The 17,449-nt window shown below is 72.6% G+C and carries 17 protein-coding genes and 1 pseudogene; 8 read left to right on the top strand and 10 right to left on the bottom strand.

Annotated features, from left to right (window positions below; genetic code table 11):
* The first annotated feature begins 209 nt into the window (after positions 1 to 209).
* Positions 210 to 1,058, top strand: coding sequence for a helix-turn-helix transcriptional regulator (locus tag C1I98_RS18550; RefSeq protein ID WP_199537034.1), 849 nt, complete (start codon positions 210 to 212; stop codon positions 1,056 to 1,058).
* On the opposite strand, the gene C1I98_RS18545 is transcribed toward C1I98_RS18550, so the two are convergent.
* The 7 genes from C1I98_RS18545 to C1I98_RS18515 all read right to left on the bottom strand — a co-directional run bounded on the left by C1I98_RS18545 (position 1,043) and on the right by C1I98_RS18515 (position 9,632).
* Entirely contained in the window at positions 1,043 to 1,996 is a 954-nt protein-coding gene (locus C1I98_RS18545; protein WP_233507975.1) for an ABC transporter ATP-binding protein, read from the bottom strand. The genes C1I98_RS18550 and C1I98_RS18545 overlap by 16 nt on opposite strands.
* A 17-nt stretch (positions 1,997 to 2,013) precedes the next feature.
* Positions 2,014 to 2,985: an ABC transporter ATP-binding protein gene (locus C1I98_RS18540; RefSeq protein ID WP_111168704.1), complete on the bottom strand. Its 972-nt coding sequence runs from the start codon at positions 2,983 to 2,985 to the stop codon at positions 2,014 to 2,016.
* A gap of 8 nt (positions 2,986 to 2,993) precedes the next feature.
* Positions 2,994 to 3,815, bottom strand: coding sequence for an ABC transporter permease (locus tag C1I98_RS18535; RefSeq protein WP_158558086.1), 822 nt, complete (start codon positions 3,813 to 3,815; stop codon positions 2,994 to 2,996).
* 43 nt (positions 3,816 to 3,858) lie between these two features.
* The gene (locus C1I98_RS18530) at positions 3,859 to 4,785 is read right to left on the bottom strand and encodes an ABC transporter permease (RefSeq protein ID WP_111168702.1); all 927 of its coding nucleotides are present in this window, start codon (positions 4,783 to 4,785) and stop codon (positions 3,859 to 3,861) included.
* Position 4,786: 1 nt separating this feature from the next.
* On the bottom strand, positions 4,787 to 6,376 hold the full coding sequence (locus C1I98_RS18525; protein ID WP_111168701.1) for a peptide ABC transporter substrate-binding protein: 1,590 nt from the start codon (positions 6,374 to 6,376) through the stop codon (positions 4,787 to 4,789).
* Between the two features lie 123 nt (positions 6,377 to 6,499).
* Positions 6,500 to 7,948 carry an amidohydrolase gene (locus C1I98_RS18520; protein WP_111168707.1) on the bottom strand — a complete coding sequence of 483 codons (1,449 nt, stop codon included), beginning with the start codon at positions 7,946 to 7,948 and terminating at the stop codon, positions 6,500 to 6,502.
* A 94-nt stretch (positions 7,949 to 8,042) separates the two neighbouring features.
* Positions 8,043 to 9,632 (bottom strand): PucR family transcriptional regulator, encoded by a 1,590-nt coding sequence (locus C1I98_RS18515; protein ID WP_111168700.1) that lies wholly within the window; start codon positions 9,630 to 9,632, stop codon positions 8,043 to 8,045.
* A gap of 121 nt (positions 9,633 to 9,753) precedes the next feature.
* Between C1I98_RS18515 and C1I98_RS18510 the strand changes: the two genes are divergently transcribed.
* Positions 9,754 to 11,085 carry a M14 family zinc carboxypeptidase gene (locus C1I98_RS18510; protein WP_199537033.1) on the top strand — a complete coding sequence of 444 codons (1,332 nt, stop codon included), beginning with the start codon at positions 9,754 to 9,756 and terminating at the stop codon, positions 11,083 to 11,085.
* A 1-nt stretch (position 11,086) separates the two neighbouring features.
* Here C1I98_RS18510 and C1I98_RS18505 read toward each other — a convergent pair whose 3' ends face one another.
* A complete protein-coding gene (locus C1I98_RS18505) occupies positions 11,087 to 11,680 on the bottom strand; it encodes an FMN-binding negative transcriptional regulator (RefSeq protein WP_111168698.1) in 594 nt (197 codons plus the stop codon).
* A gap of 231 nt (positions 11,681 to 11,911) precedes the next feature.
* Here C1I98_RS18505 and C1I98_RS18500 point away from each other — a divergent pair, with 231 nt between their 5' ends.
* Positions 11,912 to 12,463 (top strand): TetR/AcrR family transcriptional regulator, encoded by a 552-nt coding sequence (locus tag C1I98_RS18500; protein ID WP_111168706.1) that lies wholly within the window; start codon positions 11,912 to 11,914, stop codon positions 12,461 to 12,463.
* Entirely contained in the window at positions 12,460 to 13,947 is a 1,488-nt protein-coding gene (locus tag C1I98_RS18495; protein ID WP_111168697.1) for an MFS transporter, read from the top strand. Before C1I98_RS18500 ends, C1I98_RS18495 begins: the two co-directional genes overlap by 4 nt.
* Positions 13,948 to 13,957: 10 nt before the next feature.
* On the opposite strand, the gene C1I98_RS42985 is transcribed toward C1I98_RS18495, so the two are convergent.
* Positions 13,958 to 14,407 carry a winged helix DNA-binding protein gene (locus tag C1I98_RS42985; protein WP_199537032.1) on the bottom strand — a complete coding sequence of 150 codons (450 nt, stop codon included), beginning with the start codon at positions 14,405 to 14,407 and terminating at the stop codon, positions 13,958 to 13,960.
* Positions 14,408 to 14,508: 101 nt separating this feature from the next.
* On the opposite strand from C1I98_RS42985, the gene C1I98_RS18480 reads away from it, so the two are divergent.
* The 4 genes from C1I98_RS18480 (at position 14,509) to C1I98_RS18470 (ending at position 17,200) form a co-directional block, all read left to right on the top strand.
* Positions 14,509 to 15,696: a phosphotriesterase family protein gene (locus C1I98_RS18480; RefSeq protein ID WP_111168696.1), complete on the top strand. Its 1,188-nt coding sequence runs from the start codon at positions 14,509 to 14,511 to the stop codon at positions 15,694 to 15,696.
* Positions 15,696 to 16,373, top strand: coding sequence for a phosphotriesterase family protein (locus C1I98_RS42980; protein WP_199537031.1), 678 nt, complete (start codon positions 15,696 to 15,698; stop codon positions 16,371 to 16,373). Before C1I98_RS18480 ends, C1I98_RS42980 begins: the two co-directional genes overlap by 1 nt.
* Complete coding sequence (locus C1I98_RS42975; protein ID WP_199537030.1) at positions 16,262 to 16,630, top strand: phosphotriesterase family protein; 369 nt, start codon at positions 16,262 to 16,264, stop codon at positions 16,628 to 16,630. Before C1I98_RS42980 ends, C1I98_RS42975 begins: the two co-directional genes overlap by 112 nt.
* 201 nt (positions 16,631 to 16,831) lie before the next feature.
* Entirely contained in the window at positions 16,832 to 17,200 is a 369-nt protein-coding gene (locus C1I98_RS18470) for a hypothetical protein (RefSeq protein WP_111168695.1), read from the top strand.
* A gap of 18 nt (positions 17,201 to 17,218) precedes the next feature.
* Here C1I98_RS18470 and C1I98_RS41495 read toward each other — a convergent pair.
* Positions 17,219 to 17,449, bottom strand: a pseudogene (locus C1I98_RS41495) (hypothetical protein); the annotation flags it as partial.

The raw sequence follows: 17,449 nt of genomic DNA, 5'->3' as shown, positions 1-17,449 counted from the left end.
CGGTGGAGGCGGTGGAGGAGCCGCAGCCCGCCAGCAGGGCGAGCGTGAGGGCCAGCGCGCCGGCCAGGCGCCAGGGTGGTCGAGGGGACATGAAGAAAGGTCTTTCCGTAGCGAATGGTTGCATTGCCTGCGCCGGGCATACCGGCGTACGCACAGTTATTTAGGGTAGCCTTACCTTAATATCACGGATATCGCGGAGAGGACATCCGATGTCGCTGGTGGGTCACTTCGGGCCCGATCCGGTGCGTTGCGAGGAGTACGGCTACGGGCTGGGCGGTCTCGACGGGATCTTGGTGCTGAAGTACGCCTCGGCCTCTCACCTGGACTTCGGTGAGAGCCGGCAGGACCTTCTGCACCAGCTCTACTGGTCTCCGGACGGCGTCCTGGCGGCCTGGCATCGCGACGACGCGTCCTTCGTCGGGTCGCACGAGGCGTACTGGGTGCATCGGGCGGTCACGCACGAGGTGCGTGCGGGCGACCGGCAGACGGTCTACCGGGTCTGCCTGCGCGAGGTGCCGCCGGCGCTGGCCGGGCTGCGGGCCGGGGCGGTGCGGATCGACGCCGCGGTGAGCGAGCTGATCCGCGAGATCGCCGCCCCCGGCGTCGAGATACCGCGGGCCGTGGCCGCCCGCGCCCGGATCATGACCGGCCTCGGTCCCCCTGCCGACCCAGGCCACGGGCCCGAAAAGAGCCGCGTACCCGAAAAGAGCCACGGGCCCGAGAAGAAGAGCACCGGCTATGCCGTGACCGTCGCGCGCACGCTCAGCCGCGACCCCGCCGACCCCCGCACCCTGGCCGACTGGGCCGACCGCCTGCACGTCAGCGCCAAGACCCTGCAACGCGACTTCGTCCGCGAGTTCGGCATGCCGTACTCCCGCTGGCGCGCCCTGCTGCGGCTGCGCGCCTCACGGGTGCTGCTGGCGAACCACCAGGTGGCCGAGGTCGCCCGCCGGGTCGGCTACGCCACCCCGTCGGCCTTCATCACCGCGTTCACCAGGGAGTACGGCTGCACACCCGGCCGCTACGCAGCCCTCGCCCCAGATCAGCCCGCCAGGTGACAGGACACCTGATGGCCAGGGGCGACCTCGACCTGCGGGGGCGGCACGGTCGCGCAGGTGTCCCGCGCGAGCGGGCAGCGCGGATGGAAGGAGCAGCCGCCCGGCGGGTCGAGCGGGCTCGGCGGCTCGCCCTCCAGCGGCGCCTCGCGGTCGCCGCGCAGCGCGGGGTCGGGCAGTGGGGCCGCCGCGTGCAGCGCCTGGGTGTAGGGGTGGGCGGCGTGGCCGTACACCCGCTCCTGCGGGCCGGTCTCGACCACCCGGCCGAGGTACATGACCGCGACCCGGTCGGCCAGGTGGCTCACCACGCCGAGGTCGTGCGCGATGAACACGTAGGCCAGCCCAAGTTCGGCGCGCAGCCGTTCCAGCAGGTTGACGATCTGCGCCTGTACCGAGACGTCCAGCGCCGACACCGGCTCGTCGCACACCAGCACCTCCGGCCGCAGCGCCAGCGCCCGCGCGATGCCGACCCGCTGGCGCTGCCCCCCGGAGAGCTGGTGCGGATAGCGCCCGGCGTGGCCGGGGCCGAGCCCGACCAGTTCCAGCAGTTCGCGCACCCGCCGGTCGCGCTCGCCGCGCGGCGCGAGGTCGGGGTTGACGTCGAACGGCTCGCGCACGCTCGCCGCGACGGTCATCCGCGGGTTCAGCGAGCCCGAAGGGTCCTGGAAGATGAGCTGGACCCGCCGCCTGGCCCGGCGCAGCTCCGCGCCGCGCAGCTTGTGCAGCGGCCGGCCGAGCAGGTCCACCTCGCCGGAGGTGGGGCGTTCGTGCGCGGTGAGCATCCGGGCCAGTGTGGACTTGCCGCACCCGGACTCGCCCACCACGCCCAGCGTCTCCCCGGCGCGTAGTTCCAGGCTGACGCCGTCCACGGCCTTGAGCACCCCCACCGTACGGCGCAGCGGCCCCTTCCGCATCGGGAAGTGCTTGACCAAATCGGTCACCCGAAGGACGGTACGGCTCACGCGCTGCCCACCTTCTCCCACTCGTGGCAGGCGGTGCTCCGGCCGCCGCCGAGGTCGTGTTCCGGCGGATTGCGCTCGCAGTCCTCGATCCGGTAGCGGCACCGCGTCCGGAAGCGGCACCCCTCGTCGGGGACCGACAGGTCGGGCGGCGCGCCCGAGATGACGGCCAGTTCCCGGCCGCGCAGGTGCGGGCGGGGGATCGCGCCGAGCAGGGCCTCGCTGTAGGGGTGGCGCGGCCGGGCGAACACCTCGGCGGCGGTGGCCTGCTCGACGACCCGCCCGGCGTACATGACGGCGACGCGGTCGGCCATGTCGGCCACCACGCCCATGTCGTGCGTGATGAGCAACAGCGCGGTGCCGTGCTCGCGCTGGATGTCGCCGAGCAGGCGCAGGATCTGGGCCTGCACGGTGACGTCGAGCGCGGTGGTCGGCTCGTCGGCGATGATCACGTCCGGGCGCAGCGCGATGGCCAGCGCGATGCCGACCCGCTGGCGCATCCCGCCGGAGAACTGGTGCGGGTAGTCGCCCGCGCGGCGGGCCGCCGCCGGGATGCGGACCTGCCCGAGCACGTCCACCGCGGCGCGGCGGGCCTCGGCACGGGACATGCCGCGGTGCGCGCGGAACAGTTCGGCGATCTGGTAGCCGACGCTGAGCACCGGGTTGAGCGCGGACAGCGCGTCCTGGAAGACCATGGAGATCGTGGTGGAGCGCAGCGCGCGCCGCCGTTCCTCGGGCATGGCCAGCAGGTCCTGCCCGTGCAGCAGGACCGTTCCCGCGGTGACCCGGCCGTGCGGCGGCCGGATCAGGCCCATGATCGTGCGGGCGGTGACGCTCTTGCCGCTGCCCGACTCGCCGAGCAGCGCGAGCGTCCGCCCGGCGGCGAGCGAGAAGCCGGCTCCGTTGACGACGTGCGTGCTCCCGAGACGCACATGCAGGTCGGAGACGGTCAGTACGGGGGACTCTGGCACAGGTGCTCCTAGCGCGTCCGGGGGTCGAAGGCGTCCCGCAGCGCGTCGCCCAGCAGGACGAAGCCGAGCACCGTGACGCTCAGGAACAGCGACGGGAAGATCAGCAGGTGCGGCGCGGTGGTGAAGTACTGCTGGGCGGTGTTGAGCTGCACGCCCCAGGAGATCGCCGGGGTGCGCAGCCCGACGCCGAGGAAGGTCAGCGCCGACTCCGAGGAGATCACCAGGCCGATGTTCAGCCCGGTGAGCACCGCGACCGGGCCGAAGGAGTTCGGCAGTACGTGCCGCAGCAGCACCCGCCCGGTCCGTGCGCCGACGCCGCGGGCCGCGGCGACGTACTCGCTGCCCGCCACGGCCAGTACCGAGCCGCGCATCACCCTGGCCAGCGGCGGCCAGCCGAACAGCACCAGCACGGCCGCCACGGTGACCTCGTTGCGGACGCTGAGCGTCTGGAGGATCACGATCATGCCGACCAGCGCGGGGAAGCCGAAGAACACGTCCATGACCCGCCCGATCACCGCGTCGGCCCAGCCCCGGTGGTAGCCGGCCAGGCTGCCCAGCACGACGGCGATGACCAGCATCCCGGCGGTGGCCAGCACGGCGACCACGACGGACGAACGCGTGCCGTACACCACGGTGCTGTAGAGGTCACAGCCCTGGACGTCGAAGCCGAACGGATGTCCGGCGGTGGGCGGCTGCGCGCTGCGGACCAGGTCGCAGGCGCGGGGGTCGCCCGCGCCGAACCAGCCCGCGAACGCCTGCGGGACGGCCGCCATCGCGCTCATCAGCGCGGCCACGAAGGCGGCGATCAGGAAACCGGGCCTGCGGCGCAACCGGGACCACGCCCCACCCCCGGGAAGGGGGGTGGGCGGGATCTCAGCCGAGGCGGATACGAGGGTCGAGGACGCCATAGAGCAGATCCACCAGGAGGTTGACCGACAGGAACACGAGAACGAGCATCGTCCCGATGCCGACGACCACCGGGCCGTCGTGCTGCGGGATCGCGGTGTAGATCTGGTAGCCCAGTCCGGGCAGGTTGAAGATGCCCTCCACCAGCACGGTCCCGCCGAGCAGGTAGCCGAGGCTGACGCCGAGCAGCGAGACCACCGGTATCAGCGAGTTGCGCACCACGTGCCGGAACAGCACCGCCGTGCCGGTGAGCCCCTTGGCCACGGCGGTCTCGACGTGGTCGGCGGCCAGGCCGTCCAGCACGCTGGTGCGGGTCAGCCGGGCCACCTGCGGCAGCCCGGACAGGGCTAGGACCAGCCCCGGCAGGATGTACGCCAGCGGCCAGCCCGCCTCGACGCCGGAGACCGGCAGCCAGCCGAGCTGCACGCCGAAGACGATCTGGGTCACGTAGGCGACCACGAAGAACGGCACGCCCAGCGCGAGCGTGGTGCCGAACAGCACGGCGGCGTCGGCCGCGCCCCGCCGTACCGCGGCGACCACGCCCAGCGCCACCCCGGCGACCGCCATGATGATCCACGCGGTGCCGCCGAGCTGCGCGGTGACCGGCCAGCTCGCCGCGATGATCTCGGTCACGGGCCGGCCGGTGAAGCTCGTCCCGAGGTCGCCGCCGAGCAGTCCGCGCAGGTAGAGCCCGTACTGTACGACCAGCGGCTGGTCGAGGTGGAACCGCTCGCGCAGCGCCTGGGCCACCGAGGGGGAGATCACCTGGTTGGGCCCGGCGAGGGCCTGGATGGGGTCGCCGGGCAGGGCGTACACCGCGAGGTAGATCACGAACGTGGTGCCGAGCAGGACGGGGATCGCCATGAGCACCCTGCGCAGGACGTACGGTCCCACGTCAGAGCACCTTGACCGCCGCCAGCCGGACCCCACCAAGGAACTCCGGTCTCACCCCGCTGACCCGCTCCGAGTGTGCGAGCGCGCCGGTCGGCTGGAACAGCGGCGTCAGCGGCAGGTCCGCGAGCGCCTTGCCGGTGGCCTCGCGGGTGCGGGCCAGGACCTCCTCTTCGGGGGCCTTGGCCGCCTTGCCGAGCAGGGCGGCGAAGTCCTTGCTGTCGTAGCCGGTGACGTTGGCCGCGGAGGTCTTGGTGAAGAGCTGGTCGGCCAGCGCGTACAGGTGCGGGTAGCCCGCGCCCATGTAGAGCAGCACCGGGCCGTCGATCTTCCTGGCCTTAAGGTTGGGGTAGAGCTGGTCCACGGGCTGGGTCTGGATGCTGATGCCCTGGACGCCGAGGTTGGTGCGCAACTGGTTGCCCACCGCCTCCAGGAGTACGTTGTTCAGCCCGTCCTGGAAGGTCCACAGCTTCAGCGGGCCGGACCAGCCGCCCGCCTCGGCCAGCAGCGCGCGGGCCTTGGCCGGGTCGTAGGAGCAGGCCGCGCAGTCGGGCTCGCCGCCGCCCGGCACGGCGACCCCCGCCAGGCCCTTGGCCGGGGAGCCGAAGCCGCGCAGCAGGGTCTTGACGATGGTCTCGCGGTCGATGGCGTGCGAGAACGCCTGCCGTACGCGCACGTCGGAAAAGCGCTTGTCCCACGTCGGGAACCCGAGGTAGAGCAGCGCCGGGAAGGGCACCTCCACCAGGCGGCCCTTGAACTGCGCGGCCGCGGCGGGCAGGTTGTTGCCGGTGATGAGCGTGACGTCGATCGCGCCCGCGGACAGGTCGCGGTAGGCGGCTCCCTCGTCCTGGTAGGACTTCAGCTCGATCCGCTCGGCCTGTCCCTTCTCCTCCGGGTAGTTCTCATAGCGCTTGAGGGTGAGCTTGGTCGCGCCGGTGACCATCCCCGGGCCGTCCACCTGGTAGGGCCCGTTGCCGATCGGCCTGCGGTCGAAGGCGCCGGCGTCGGTGAGGGCCGCCTTGGGCACCGGCGCGAACGCCGACTGGGCCAGCATGTGCGGCAGCAGCGCCAGCGGCCTGGTCAGCGTGACCCGCAGGGTCTTCGCGTCCACCACCTCCACGCCGGACAGCGTCTTGCCGGTGGGCTTCCCCTTGGCCGGGTTCAGCTCCTCGTATCCCTTGAACGGGGCGAACATGAAGTTGTTGGTGTAGGCGTTGGGGCCGTAGGCGGTCGCGTTCCAGGAGTCGGCGAAGGACTGCGCGGTCACCGGCTCGCCGTTGTGGAAGGTCCAGCCGGGCCGGAGACCGATCGTCCAGGTGATGTTGTCGGTGGTGTCGATGGCGGCGGCCACGGCGTTCACCGCCTCCCCGCTGACCGGATCGACCCTGGTCAGCGGGGTGAACAGGGCCGTGTCCACGTTGCTGCCGACGGCCTTGCCGGGCAGCAGGTGGGACAGGAAGTAGGTGGTCACCCCCACCGAGTAGGACGAGATTCCGCGAGCTGCGCCCCCGCCCTGCGCGGGCGAGCAGGCCGTGAGGGTGAGCGTGACTGCGGTCAGTGCTCCGGCCCATCCGCGGCGTGTTCGAGGTGTCATATGTGACCTCCTGGGGGCGCTGTGGGGAGGGCACGAGAGTCCCACAGCGCGACTAGACGTGACATTGTCGAGAAGATTCAACCCCGGCGGGTGCCTTTGTCACCCAGCACAGCGTCACCCGGCTCAGCCGACCGCCGCCGACCGGTGGGTCCACCGGCCGCCGAGCAGGGTGCCCACCACCTCGATGCCGCGCAGCGCGGCCGGGTCGAGCGCGGTGGGGTCGGCGGCGGTGAGCATCAGGTCGGCGGGGTCGCCCGGCCGTACTCCGGCGCGGCCCCTGCTGGCGGCGGGCAGCGCGGCGGTCAGCGGGATCGCCTGCTCGGGGTGCCAGGCGGCGCGCTCGTCGTCGGTCCTGGCCACCGCGGAGGCGATGCCGTCCCAGGGGTCCAGCGGCGCGACCGGGGCGTCGGAGCCGAGTTCCAGCCGGGCCCCGGCGGCCAGCAGGCCGGCGTAGGCGAACGCCCGTCCGGTACGGCCGTGCCAGTGGACGTCGGCGACGTCCCGGTCGTCGGGGGCGTGCGCCGGTTGCACCCCGGCGACCAGGCCCGGCTTGGCGAACCTGGCGAAGTCCTCCTGGCGCAGCAACTGGGCGTGCTCGATCCGGCCGGGGCAACCGACGCTCTCGAAGGCGTCCAGCGCGATGCCCGCCGCCAGGTCGCCGATCGCGTGGACGGCGGGGAGCAGGCCGTGCGCGGCGGCCCTGGCCATGGTCGCGCGCAGCTCGTCCGGGCCGGTCTCCAGCAGGCCGTGGGAGTCGGTGCCGGGGTAGGGGGTCTCGCAGTAGGCGGTCCGGGTGTTCAGCGAGCCGTCCACGAAGATCTTCAGCGGGCCGACCTCCAGCAGGCCATCGGCGCCGGGCACCAGGTCGCCGGTGCGCAGCCCCGCGCCGATCGCCTGCTCCAGCCGGGCCTTGGGGATCGTGCAGGTCACGCGCACGTCGAGCCGGTGCAGGCGGGCCCGCCTGGTCCAGTCGGTGACGTTGTCGGCCAGCTCGAAGTCCTGGAACCCGACCACGCCCCTGGCCGCGGCGGCGGTGGCCGCCTCGGTGACCCAGCCGTCCAGCACGTCTTGCGACGGCGGGGGCAGTTCGGCCACCGCCGTGTAGCACTCGTGCTCGCGCAGCACCCCGGTCGGGTGGTCGCCCCGGCCGATCAGGGCGAGCGCGGCCGGGCTGAGCCAGGCGGTGTGCAGGTCCTTGCTGATCATCACGATCGGCCTGCCGGGCGCGGCGGCCTCCAGCATCGCCTTGCCGGGCCGGTCCGGCCACAGGCCGTCGCGGAAGCCGTACCCGACGCCGACGACGCCCTGGCCGGGACCGGCCGCCATCAACTCCACGGCCTCGCGGGCGGAACGCGCGCCGGTGAGGTCCACCCGCCTGCGGCCCTGCGCCCACTGGACGGCGTGTACGTGCGCGTCCCACAGTCCCGGCAGTAACGTGGCGCCCTGGACGTCCACCGACTCGTCGGCCGGCGGCGGCTCGGCGCTCACCGCGGTGACCACGCCATCGGCGATCAGTACATGGCGGACGGGCCCGCGCAGGCCGGTCCGCGCGTTGCGCAGCAGAAGAGACATGGACATGACGCTAGGAGCGAGGCCGCCGCGCGCTCATCGTTGAAAGCGGACGTCCGCCGCCCTCTCGATTGTCCCCCGGCACAGCTCGGGCGCGCTAGAGCAGGCCGGCCACGCGCAGCAGCCGGAGCTGGAGCCAGGCCACCAGCCGGTCGGTGGGGTCGGCGAGGTCCAGGTCGAACAGCTCCTGCAACCGGCGCACCCGGTAGCGCAACGTGTTCTCGTGGACCGACAGCTCGGCGGCGGCCTTGGCGGCCTCGCCGAAGGCGTCCAGGTAGGCGAGCAGGCTGGCGGCGTGCGTGGTGGAGTGCAGCGCGTCGTGCTCCAGCATCCTGCGTACCGGTTCCAGCAGCCGGTCGTGTTCGGCCCCGCCGCGCTCCACCAGGTCCAGCAGCGCGATCCGGCTGCGGACCTGCTCGTCGGTGGCCACCGCCGGGTGCGGGCCGCCGGTCTCGGCGAGCACCTGGACCACGCGTTCGGCGAGCCTGGCCGACGCCCTGGCCCGGCCGAGGCCCGGTACGACCGGCCCGACTCCGGCGTGCAGACCGACCCTGGCCGACCGCCGCACGGTCGAGGTCACCTCGGCGACGGTCTTGGCGAGCTGCCCGCCGGTGGTGCCCGGGGCCACCGGGAGCAGGGCGTGGATGCGCCCGCCGCCCGCCGTACAGGCCGACTCGGGGTGCTGCGCCTCGCAGGCCAGGCTCACCAGCTCAAGGACGCTCTCCATCTGGGCTCCCGGCTCGGCGGCCGGGGCGACCGGCGCGAACACCACCACCGCGACCGGGGTGCCGGCCGGCAGGCCCAGCCGGGCGGCGGCGGCCGTCTCGGAGGCGTAGCCCTCCAGCAGCGCGCGCAGCGTCTCGGCGCGGTGCCAGCGGCGCGGGTCGGCGGGGGTGCGGGCGCGCAGCAGGTGCAGCGCGGCGATCGGGGTGGCGTCCTCCAGCAGGCGCATGGCGTCCGGGGCCACCCGGGGCACGCCGTCCAGCACCCAGATGAAGCCGAGCAGTTGCGCGCCCGCACGCACGGCGGTGGCCAGCCGGGGCGTGTGGCCGGGGAACAGGCTGTCGAACCGGACCGGCCCGTCCGCGTTGAACACCCGGCCGTACTCGGTGCGGTTGGTCGGCCGGGTCGGCGTCCGGCGGCCCAGGATGCCCAGCTTGCGGATCTCGTCGATCTCCTGGCCGGGCAGGTTGGAGTAGCTGAGCACGTTGCCCTGCGGATCTTCGATGCAGGTGGCCCCGCCGATGGTCGCCGCGATCACGTTGGCCAGCGCGAACAGGTCGCCCATGCCGACCGAGGAGTACGTCGTGCCGGCCGCGCCCGGTCCGGAGATCGCGGCGGTCAGCAGCGCGTCGAGCTGCCGCCAGGGCAGCCGCTCGGGCGCGATCAGCAGCGCGATCTCCGCCTCCTTGGCCGCCGCGACCAGCGGGACGAGATCGCCGCCGCGATCCTTCACCACCAGCGCGCCGTAGCCCTCCAGGGCGGCCTGCCGTACCAGGCCGGGCGTGGCCGAGCCGAGCGCCAGCAGCACCCGGCCGGAGCCGGGCTCGAGGTGGTCGGCGGGATCGTGGACCACCGGCTCGCCTACCGTGACCGGCTCGCCCTCCGGCACGTACGCGGGCGACAGCACATGGCTTCCGAGCGTTTCGAGCACTTGGTCGAGCAGCGGTTGGTACGGCCTCGCCATAGAACCGTCTGCAACCATGCAGGCAAGGCTCTCACCGGGTTGACGGTTCCGACAAGCCTCCACCGCCCACGTTGGGACCTGCGACGATGCCCGGAGCGGCGGTCTGCGCGCACACTGGGGCGTGCTCGACGAACTCGACTCCGTCCCGTCCTTCGACCGATTCGCCACCGTGGACGAGGTCCACGGCAGGCTGGCCGCCCTCGCCGAGGCCCATCCGGACATCGCCACCCTGCGCAGGGTCGGCACCTCCCGGCTCGGCGACCCGCTGATGTGCCTGACGGTCGGCGACGCCCCGCGACACGCGATCGTCGCGGCCGGCCCGCACCCCAACGAGCCGATCGGCGGCCTGACCGTCACCCACCTGGCGGCCCGGCTGTGCGCCGACGCCGGGCTGCGCCGCGCCACCGGCTACACCTGGCACCTGGTGGGCTGCCTCGATCCCGACGGCACCCGCCTGAACGAGGGCTGGTTCGCCGGGCCGTTCACCAGGTCCCACTACGCCGCGCACTTCTACCGGCCCGCGCCGGACGAGCAGGTCGAGTGGACCTTCCCGTTCACCTACAAGCGCTGCTACTTCGACCGGGTGCTCCCCGAGACGCAGGCGCTGATGCGGCTGATCGACGACGTGCGGCCGGCGTTCTTCACCACCCTGCACAACGGGGAGTCCGGCGGCGTCTTCTACTACCTGAACCGGCCGGTCCCGGCGCTGCACGCCGTCCTTTCCGACCTGCCCGGCCGGTACGGCGTGCCACTGCACGCCGGGGAGCCCGAGCATCCCGCCGTCAGGTCCTTCGAGCAGGCGATCTACCAGGCCCCCACGATGGAGGACGCCTACGACTACATGGAGGCCAACGGCCAGGACCCGGTGCCGCACATCGGCGGGGCGGCCAGCGACTCCTACATCAAGAGGTACGGCGCGCTCGGGCTGACCGCCGAGATCCCGTACTGGACCGACCCGTCGGCGGGCGACACCTCCCCGGCCGGGCGTTCGTACCGGGAGCTGATCGGGGAGCACGCCGAGCGGGTCCGCGAGACCCACGACGCGCTTGAGGCGACGCTCGCCGCCGTGGCGTCCGACCTGGTGACGCGCTCGCCGTTCCTGCGGGCCAGCCGGGCGTTCATCCCCATGCTGGCCGGGATGGCCGAGACCGACGCGCTGCGGGCCGGCGATCCGGCGAGCGACCGGCCCGCGACCGTGGCCGAGGAGTCCTCCTGCCGGGACGGGCTGTCCAGCGCGCGGCTGCGGTTCGGCGGCATCCTGCTCCGGGCGCTGGCCGGGGAGCTGGCGATCGGCAACGGCACCCCGGCCATCCGCGCCGCGCACGGGCGGCTGGCCGAACTGCACGCGCTGTGGTGCGTGGACAGCGACCGCGTCCCGGCGCGGGTGATCCCGATCCACGACCTGGTGGCGATCCAGTACGGTGCCGTCCTGGCGGGGGCCGCCCACGCCTGACTCATGGACGCTGGTGGGCGCGGCGCATGGCCGCGGCCAGCACCGGGTCGGTGAGGCCGGCGATCACGCGTTCGGCGATCTCGGCGGGCTTGTCCTGGCTGAGCTTGGCCTTGCCGACCACCCGGTCCGGCACCAGCCGGAACCCGGTCACCGCGGGCAGCAGCTTGTGCGCGTACTCCTCGGCCGACGCCAGCCGGAAGGGCTCGGCCCGGTCGCGCTCGTAGTGGTCCACGCTGTCGGACAGCACCTGGTAGGTCTCTCCGGGGTCCAGGATCTCCGGCGTCCCGTACAGGTGGACGGTGACGTAGTTCCAGGTCGGCACGTACGGCGTGGCCTGGTACAGGGTCGGGGAGATGTACCCGTGCGGTCCCTGTACGACCACGGCGATCCGGCGCTCACCGAGTTCGTGCAGTTCGGCATCGGTCCGGGCGAGATGCCCGACGATCTCCGGCCCCGCCGTCGCGGGGTCGGGGATCACCGGCGCGTGCGACACCACCGGCCCGCCGTCACTGACCAGCAGGGCCCACCCCTGATCGGCGATCAGCGCCCGGATCTCGGCGGGGTCGTCGAGGGCGAAGATCGGTACTTCCAGCATGGGAGACAGCAAACCGGTGCGGCCGACGCGCTGTCAGCGTTGGGAAGGACAAGCGCGCGGGCCCTGCCTTGCGGTTTACGATGAAAGGCGTCTTTTCGGGGTGTTCAGCGGACATGCTGGACGACCAGAACCGACGAACCGGCCTTGAACACCTCCAGCGCCTGCTCAGCTAATAACTACATATGTGTATGATGAGACACCGATGTCGCAAATTAGACGGATATGTCGCACATGGCAGTGAGCAGGGACCAGATCCTCACCAAGGCCACCGAGCACCTCAACCACTCCCCGGCCGCCTCCATGGCGGAGATCGCGCAGAGCGTGGGCATCAGCCGGGCGACCCTGCACCGGCACTTCGCCACCCGCGAGGCGCTGATGGTCGCGCTGGGCTGGCGGGCGCTGGACGCCTGGCAGGGCGTCCACGAGCGCATCGGCCTGGGCGAGACGCCTGCCGGTGAGCGCCTGGAGGAGACCCTGCACGCCCTGCTCATCGCCCAGATCGAGGCCGCGGAGAACTATGGTTTCGCGCTCACCGAGCAGGCCATGGAAACCGATCGGGCCCTGGTCACGCGGGCGGAGGAACTGGAGGCCAAGGAGATCGAACTGATCTCCGCCTGCCAGCGAGCGGGCATCCTGCGCGCCGATTTCCCCCCCATCTGGGTGAGCAACACCCTGTACGGCCTGCTGCTCGCCGTACGAGAGAGCCTGCGGCGCGGCGACGTCGCCCGGCGGGACATCCCCCGCCTCGTACTCGAAACATTCCTCCGGGGGACCACTTCATGACGCGTACCTCCGCCGCCCCGGCCACCGGCCGCTGGGCGGCCCTGGCCGTGCTCTCGGCCAGCCTGCTGATGGTCGTGATGGACATGACCATCCTGAACGTCGCACTGCCGGAGATCTCCTCCGACCTGCAACCGAGCGCGGTGCAACTGCTGTGGATGGTCGACGTCTACTCCCTGGTCGTGGCCGGGCTGCTGGTCACGGTCAGCTCGCTGGGCGACCGCTGGGGCCGCAAACGCATGCTCATCGCGGGTTTCACCGTCTTCGGCGTGGCCTCCGTCGCCGTGCTGTGGGCCGACTCCCCGGCCACGGTCATCGCGGTGCGGGCGCTGCTCGGCATCGGCGGGGCGATGATCATGCCCTCCACCCTGTCGATGATCCGCAACCTGTTCACCGATCCGCGGGAGCGCGCCACCGCGCTCGGGATCTGGGCGGCCATGGCCGCGGTCGGCAGCGCGCTCGGCCCGATCATCGGCGGCCTGCTGCTAGAGGCGTTCAACTGGCAGGCGGCGTTCCTGGTCAACGTGCCGGTGATGGTCGTGGCGATCGTGGCCGGGCTGCTGTTGCTGCCCGAGTCGCGCGACCCGAACCCCGGCCGCTGGGACGCCCTCGGCACGGTACTGTCCATGGGCGGCATGGTCGCCCTGGTCTACGCCATCAAGCACCTCGCCACCGAAGGGCTCGACGCCCAGTCCATCACCGCGACGCTGATCGCCGCGATCGCCCTGACCTGGTTCGTACGGCGGTGCCTGCGCCGGCCCGACCCCATCCTTGAGGTCAGGCTGTTCCGCAGCGGGTCGTTCAGCGCGGGTACCCTGGCCGCGCTCTCCACCTCGATCGCGATGGGCGGCGTGCTGCTGCTCATGGTCCAGTGGATGCAGCTCATCAAGGGCTACTCGCCGGTTCAGACCGGCCTCGCCATGCTGCCCATGGCGGTGGGCGCGGCGGTGGTCTCCCCGCTGGCCGCAGCTCTCGGCGCCCGGATCGGCGCGCGCACGGTCCTGGCGGGCGGGCTGGTGGTGTCCGCGCTCGGCTTCCTGCTGCTCTGGATCATGCCGCTGAGCTACCCTTCGGTGGCCGCCGGCACCGTACTGATCGGCGCGGGGATGGGCTCGCTGGCCATCGCCTCGGCGGTGATCATGGCGGGCGCGCCCGCGGCCAAGGCGGGCAGCGCGGCGGCCATCGAGGAGACCTCCTACGAGGTCGGCGGCGCGCTCGGCGTCGCCGTGCTGGGCAGCGTCGCCGCCGCCCTCTACCGGGCCGAACTCCCCACGGGCGCGGTCCACGCCGTCCGCGAATCCCTGGGCGGCGCGCTCTCGGTCGCCCGCGAGACCGGCTCCGCCGCCCTCGCCACCCAGGCCAAGGCCGCCTTCACCGACTCCCTGGCGATGACCGGCCTGTACGGCGGCGCGCTCATGCTGGTCGCCGCCGTCATCGTCTGGTACCTCACCCCCGCCCGGCTCGACCTCGGCGCGGCCCAGCACTGACCCCCGCCGCTCAGTCCACCTCCACGTCGTCGAGGAAGTGCAGCAGGTGGGAGAGCACCCGCAGGCAGCCGGCGATCTCGGCCTCGGTCAGGTCGCCGGCCGCCCGCCGGAGCACCGCGCGCTCGCGGTCGATCACGGCGGTGATGGCCGCCGTGCCCTCATCGGTGAGCCGGACCAGCGTGGCCACGGGCGTTCCGCCAACGCCACCGAGCCGTTCCGGCCGGCCGACGACCTCGCCGCGCTGCTGCGCCACCTCGGCACCGGCCCCGCCGTGCTGGTCGGCGGCGAGGGTGATCCGACCGTGCCGGTGCGCGACACCTGGGCGCGGGTGCCGAAGATCGACGTGCCGGTCCTGACCGTGCACGGGGCCCTGGACGCGTCCGACCACATCGACATGGCAGACCGGGTCGCCCGGAGCGTCCCGGACGGGCGCGCGGTCACCATCGACGGCGCCGCGCACTATCCCGACATGGAACGACCGGAGGTCTACAACGAGATCCGTGCGGAGGGTTGTGACCATCTCTCCGGGCGACGCGGATCGTATATGATATCGTTGATCGCGTGCCCTCCAGCGACTCGATCGACTCCCCTGAGGCCGCCGTGGGCCTCGCCCCCGTCCTCCGGGGGACGGCCGTCACCGTCACCGGTGAGGTGCCGGCCGGCGCGCTCGGCGTCGCGCTCACCCACGAGCACCTGCTGACCGACTTCGCCCCGCCCGCCGACACCCCGGAGTCCTGGGCGGCCACCGGCCGCACCCGGCCCACCGCCGCGGGACTGCTCCGCCTCTACCGGGCCCCGCTCACCATGGAGATCCTCGGCGAGATCGCCATGGGCGCGCCCAACCGGGACGACTGGCTGCTCGGCGACGAGCACCTGGCGGCGGACGAGCTGGCCGCGTTCCGCCGGGCCGGTGGCGGCACGCTGGTGGACGGCACGGCCATCGGCCTCGGCCGCGATCCGGCCGCGCTGCGCCGCATCTCGGCGGCCACCGGGGTGGCCATCGTGATGGGCTGCGGGTGGTACCACCCCGGGTGGGCGGACGGGCTCGCCGGGCGTGACGTGGCGAGCCTGACCGACGAGATCGTCCACGACCTCACCGACGGCGTGCACGGCGTCCGGGCCGGGATCATCGGCGAGATCGGCGCCCTCGATCCGGACGATCCGGTCGCACGGGTGGTCCTGGCCGCGGCGGCGCGGGCGTCGGCGGCCACCGGGGCGGCGATCTCGCTCCGCCGTACCGAGGACGCGGCGGCCCAGCGGCGGGTGCTCGACCTGCTCGCCGAGCAGGGCGCGGACCTCACGCGCGTCGCGGTGGGCGGCTGCGACACGCTGGCCCCCCGCCCCGACGACCTCGAACCGCTCCTCGAACGCGGGGTGTTCGTCCGCTTCGACGGGCTCGGCCGGCTGCCCTCCGCGCTGAGCGTGTCCGACGACCAGGACGTCGCCACCGCCGTGCTGGAACTGGCCCGGCGCGGGCACGCCGGGCACGTCCTGCTGTCCCAGGGGGTCGCCGCCAAGTCGCACCTGCTCGCGTACGGGGGCGGCGGTTACGGCTTCGTCCTCCAGCAGTTCGTTCCCTACCTGCGCATGCTCGGCGCGGACGACGCCCTCATCGAAACGGTCACCGTGACGAACCCGGCCCGGCTCCTCGCCGTCCCGGCGAGGACGCCCCCGAGACCGCCGAACCGCTCACGCTCGCCGACCTCGCCCGCACCCGGCACGGCCGCCCCAACGCCGACAACGACCTGATGGGCGACTTCGACGAACTGCTCCCCGAAGTGCTCGCCTTCGCGCACCACGGCGGCGGCACGCTGGTCGAGGTCACCCCCATCGGCGTGGGCCGCGACCCCGAGTCCCTGCTGCGGCTCTCCCGCGCGAGCGGCTTCAACATCGTGATGGGCGGCGGCTGGTACGCCCCCGCCTTCCACCCCGCCGACATGTCCGAGCGTGACGTTGACCGGCTCACCGACGTCATCGTGCGCGACATCGTCATCGGGGCCGACGGCACCGGCGTACGCTCCGGCGTGATCGGCGTGATCGGCGTGATCGGCGTGATCGGCGAGGTCGGCGAGGTCGGCGAGGTCGGCGAGGTCGGCGAGGTCGGCGAGGTCGGCGAGGTCGGCGAGGTCGGCGCGGAGTCCGTGCCGCTGACCGCCGGCGAGCTGAAGAGCGTCCGCGCCGCCGGGCGCGCCAGCCGGATCACCGGCGCGCCCGTCACCTTCCACTTCGGCGGTGTCGGCGAGGAGAAGTTCCGGGTGCTGGACATCCTGGAGGAGGAGGGGTCGCCCCGTCGAACATCGTCTTCGGCCACGGCATGGACGTCCTCACCGACCCCGCCTTCGCCGACCGCCTGCTCGGCCGCGGCGTCTTCGTGGAGTTCGACTTCCTGGCCTCGCCGGGCAGCCCGTGGGGCCATCTGGTGCTGACCAGCGACCACAAGGTCATCCGCGGCATCGCGGACCTGATCGAGCGCGGGTACGGCGGGCAGATCGTGCTGGGGCACGACGTGTGCCAGAAGATCCAGCTCCGGAAGTACGGGGGCAAGGGGTACGACTACATCCCGCGCCATTTCCTGCCCGCACTGCGCCGCCTCGGCGTCGGCGAGGACGCCGTCCACGCCCTCATGGTCGGCAACCCGGCACGCGCCCTGGCCTTCACCTCGCCGTGTATTGATGGTCTGTAGTGCTACAGCCTGGACACGGCCATCGGCGAGACCGAATCGACGACGGATATGTCCATGCGCTTCGCGCCTGATGTGGCATTGAATCATCCACGGCGGCTGGAGTGACGAAGCATGGGAAGGATAAGGGGTGCCGCGCGCCTGCGATGCGGCGTGGCACTCGTCTTCTCAGCACCGTGGCCTCCGCCGTAGAAGGAGACAGCAATGCGCATGTTACGCACCCTCGCATTACCCGCCGCCCTGGTGGCCGGGCTTTCGCTGGTCCAGGCCCCACTCGCCGCCTCGGCCGCGACGACGGCCACTTCCGCCTTCGCCCTGACCCTGACCGGCGGCTCCTGCGAACCCCTCGCCCGCCGGTTCCTCTGCTCGGTCGCGAGCAGCGGCGGGGTCGCGCCGATCGCCACCCGCTGGTTCGTGAACGGCAACCACATCGCGGCCTACGACAACCGGAGTTTCGTCGGGATCGGCTGCCAGCCCACTTTCGGGTACACCATCCGAGCGGTGATATCCGACGCCACCGGCGCGTCCGTCGAGTACAACACGTCGCAGACCTGCCGATCCGGCAACCCCTGACGATCCGAGGCGGGGCGGTCACCGACCGCCGGTGAACACCGCCCAGTCGATCTCGGGCACCGCGATCCCCGCCTTTTCCGCATACGCCAGCGAACGCGCCCTGCCGTCCTTGATCCACTCCTCGAATGAGGCCGGTTCATGGCGTCCGGACGGGCGCGTGCCTGGAATGCGTTCGGCGCTGAACGTCCATTCCCGGCCCGCCCCGTCCGGACGCCATGAACCGGCCTCATTCGAGGAGTGGATCAAGGA

This window comes from Spongiactinospora gelatinilytica (assembly GCF_003236385.1).
Taxonomy (GTDB): Bacteria; Actinomycetota; Actinomycetes; order Streptosporangiales; family Streptosporangiaceae; genus Spongiactinospora; species Spongiactinospora gelatinilytica.
Note: the sequence above shows the minus strand (reverse complement) of the source record. Positions and strands in the feature narration are given on the sequence as shown.

Excerpts from the sequence above, each read along its gene's own strand:
- C1I98_RS18520 (WP_111168707.1), bottom strand. The coding sequence starts at position 7,948 with ATGTCTCTTCTGCTGCGCAACGCGCGGACCGGCCTGCGCGGGCCCGTC.
- C1I98_RS18505 (WP_111168698.1), bottom strand. The coding sequence starts at position 11,680 with ATGCTGGAAGTACCGATCTTCGCCCTCGACGACCCCGCCGAGATCCGG.
- C1I98_RS42980 (WP_199537031.1), top strand. The coding sequence starts at position 15,696 with ATGGGCGACTTCGACGAACTGCTCCCCGAAGTGCTCGCCTTCGCGCAC.
- C1I98_RS18515 (WP_111168700.1), bottom strand. The coding sequence starts at position 9,632 with ATGGCGAGGCCGTACCAACCGCTGCTCGACCAAGTGCTCGAAACGCTC.
- C1I98_RS18525 (WP_111168701.1), bottom strand. The coding sequence starts at position 6,376 with ATGACACCTCGAACACGCCGCGGATGGGCCGGAGCACTGACCGCAGTC.
- C1I98_RS18495 (WP_111168697.1), top strand. The coding sequence starts at position 12,460 with ATGACGCGTACCTCCGCCGCCCCGGCCACCGGCCGCTGGGCGGCCCTG.
- C1I98_RS42975 (WP_199537030.1), top strand. The coding sequence starts at position 16,262 with ATGGACGTCCTCACCGACCCCGCCTTCGCCGACCGCCTGCTCGGCCGC.
- C1I98_RS18470 (WP_111168695.1), top strand. The coding sequence starts at position 16,832 with ATGCGCATGTTACGCACCCTCGCATTACCCGCCGCCCTGGTGGCCGGG.
- C1I98_RS18550 (WP_199537034.1), top strand. The coding sequence starts at position 210 with ATGTCGCTGGTGGGTCACTTCGGGCCCGATCCGGTGCGTTGCGAGGAG.
- C1I98_RS18500 (WP_111168706.1), top strand. The coding sequence starts at position 11,912 with ATGGCAGTGAGCAGGGACCAGATCCTCACCAAGGCCACCGAGCACCTC.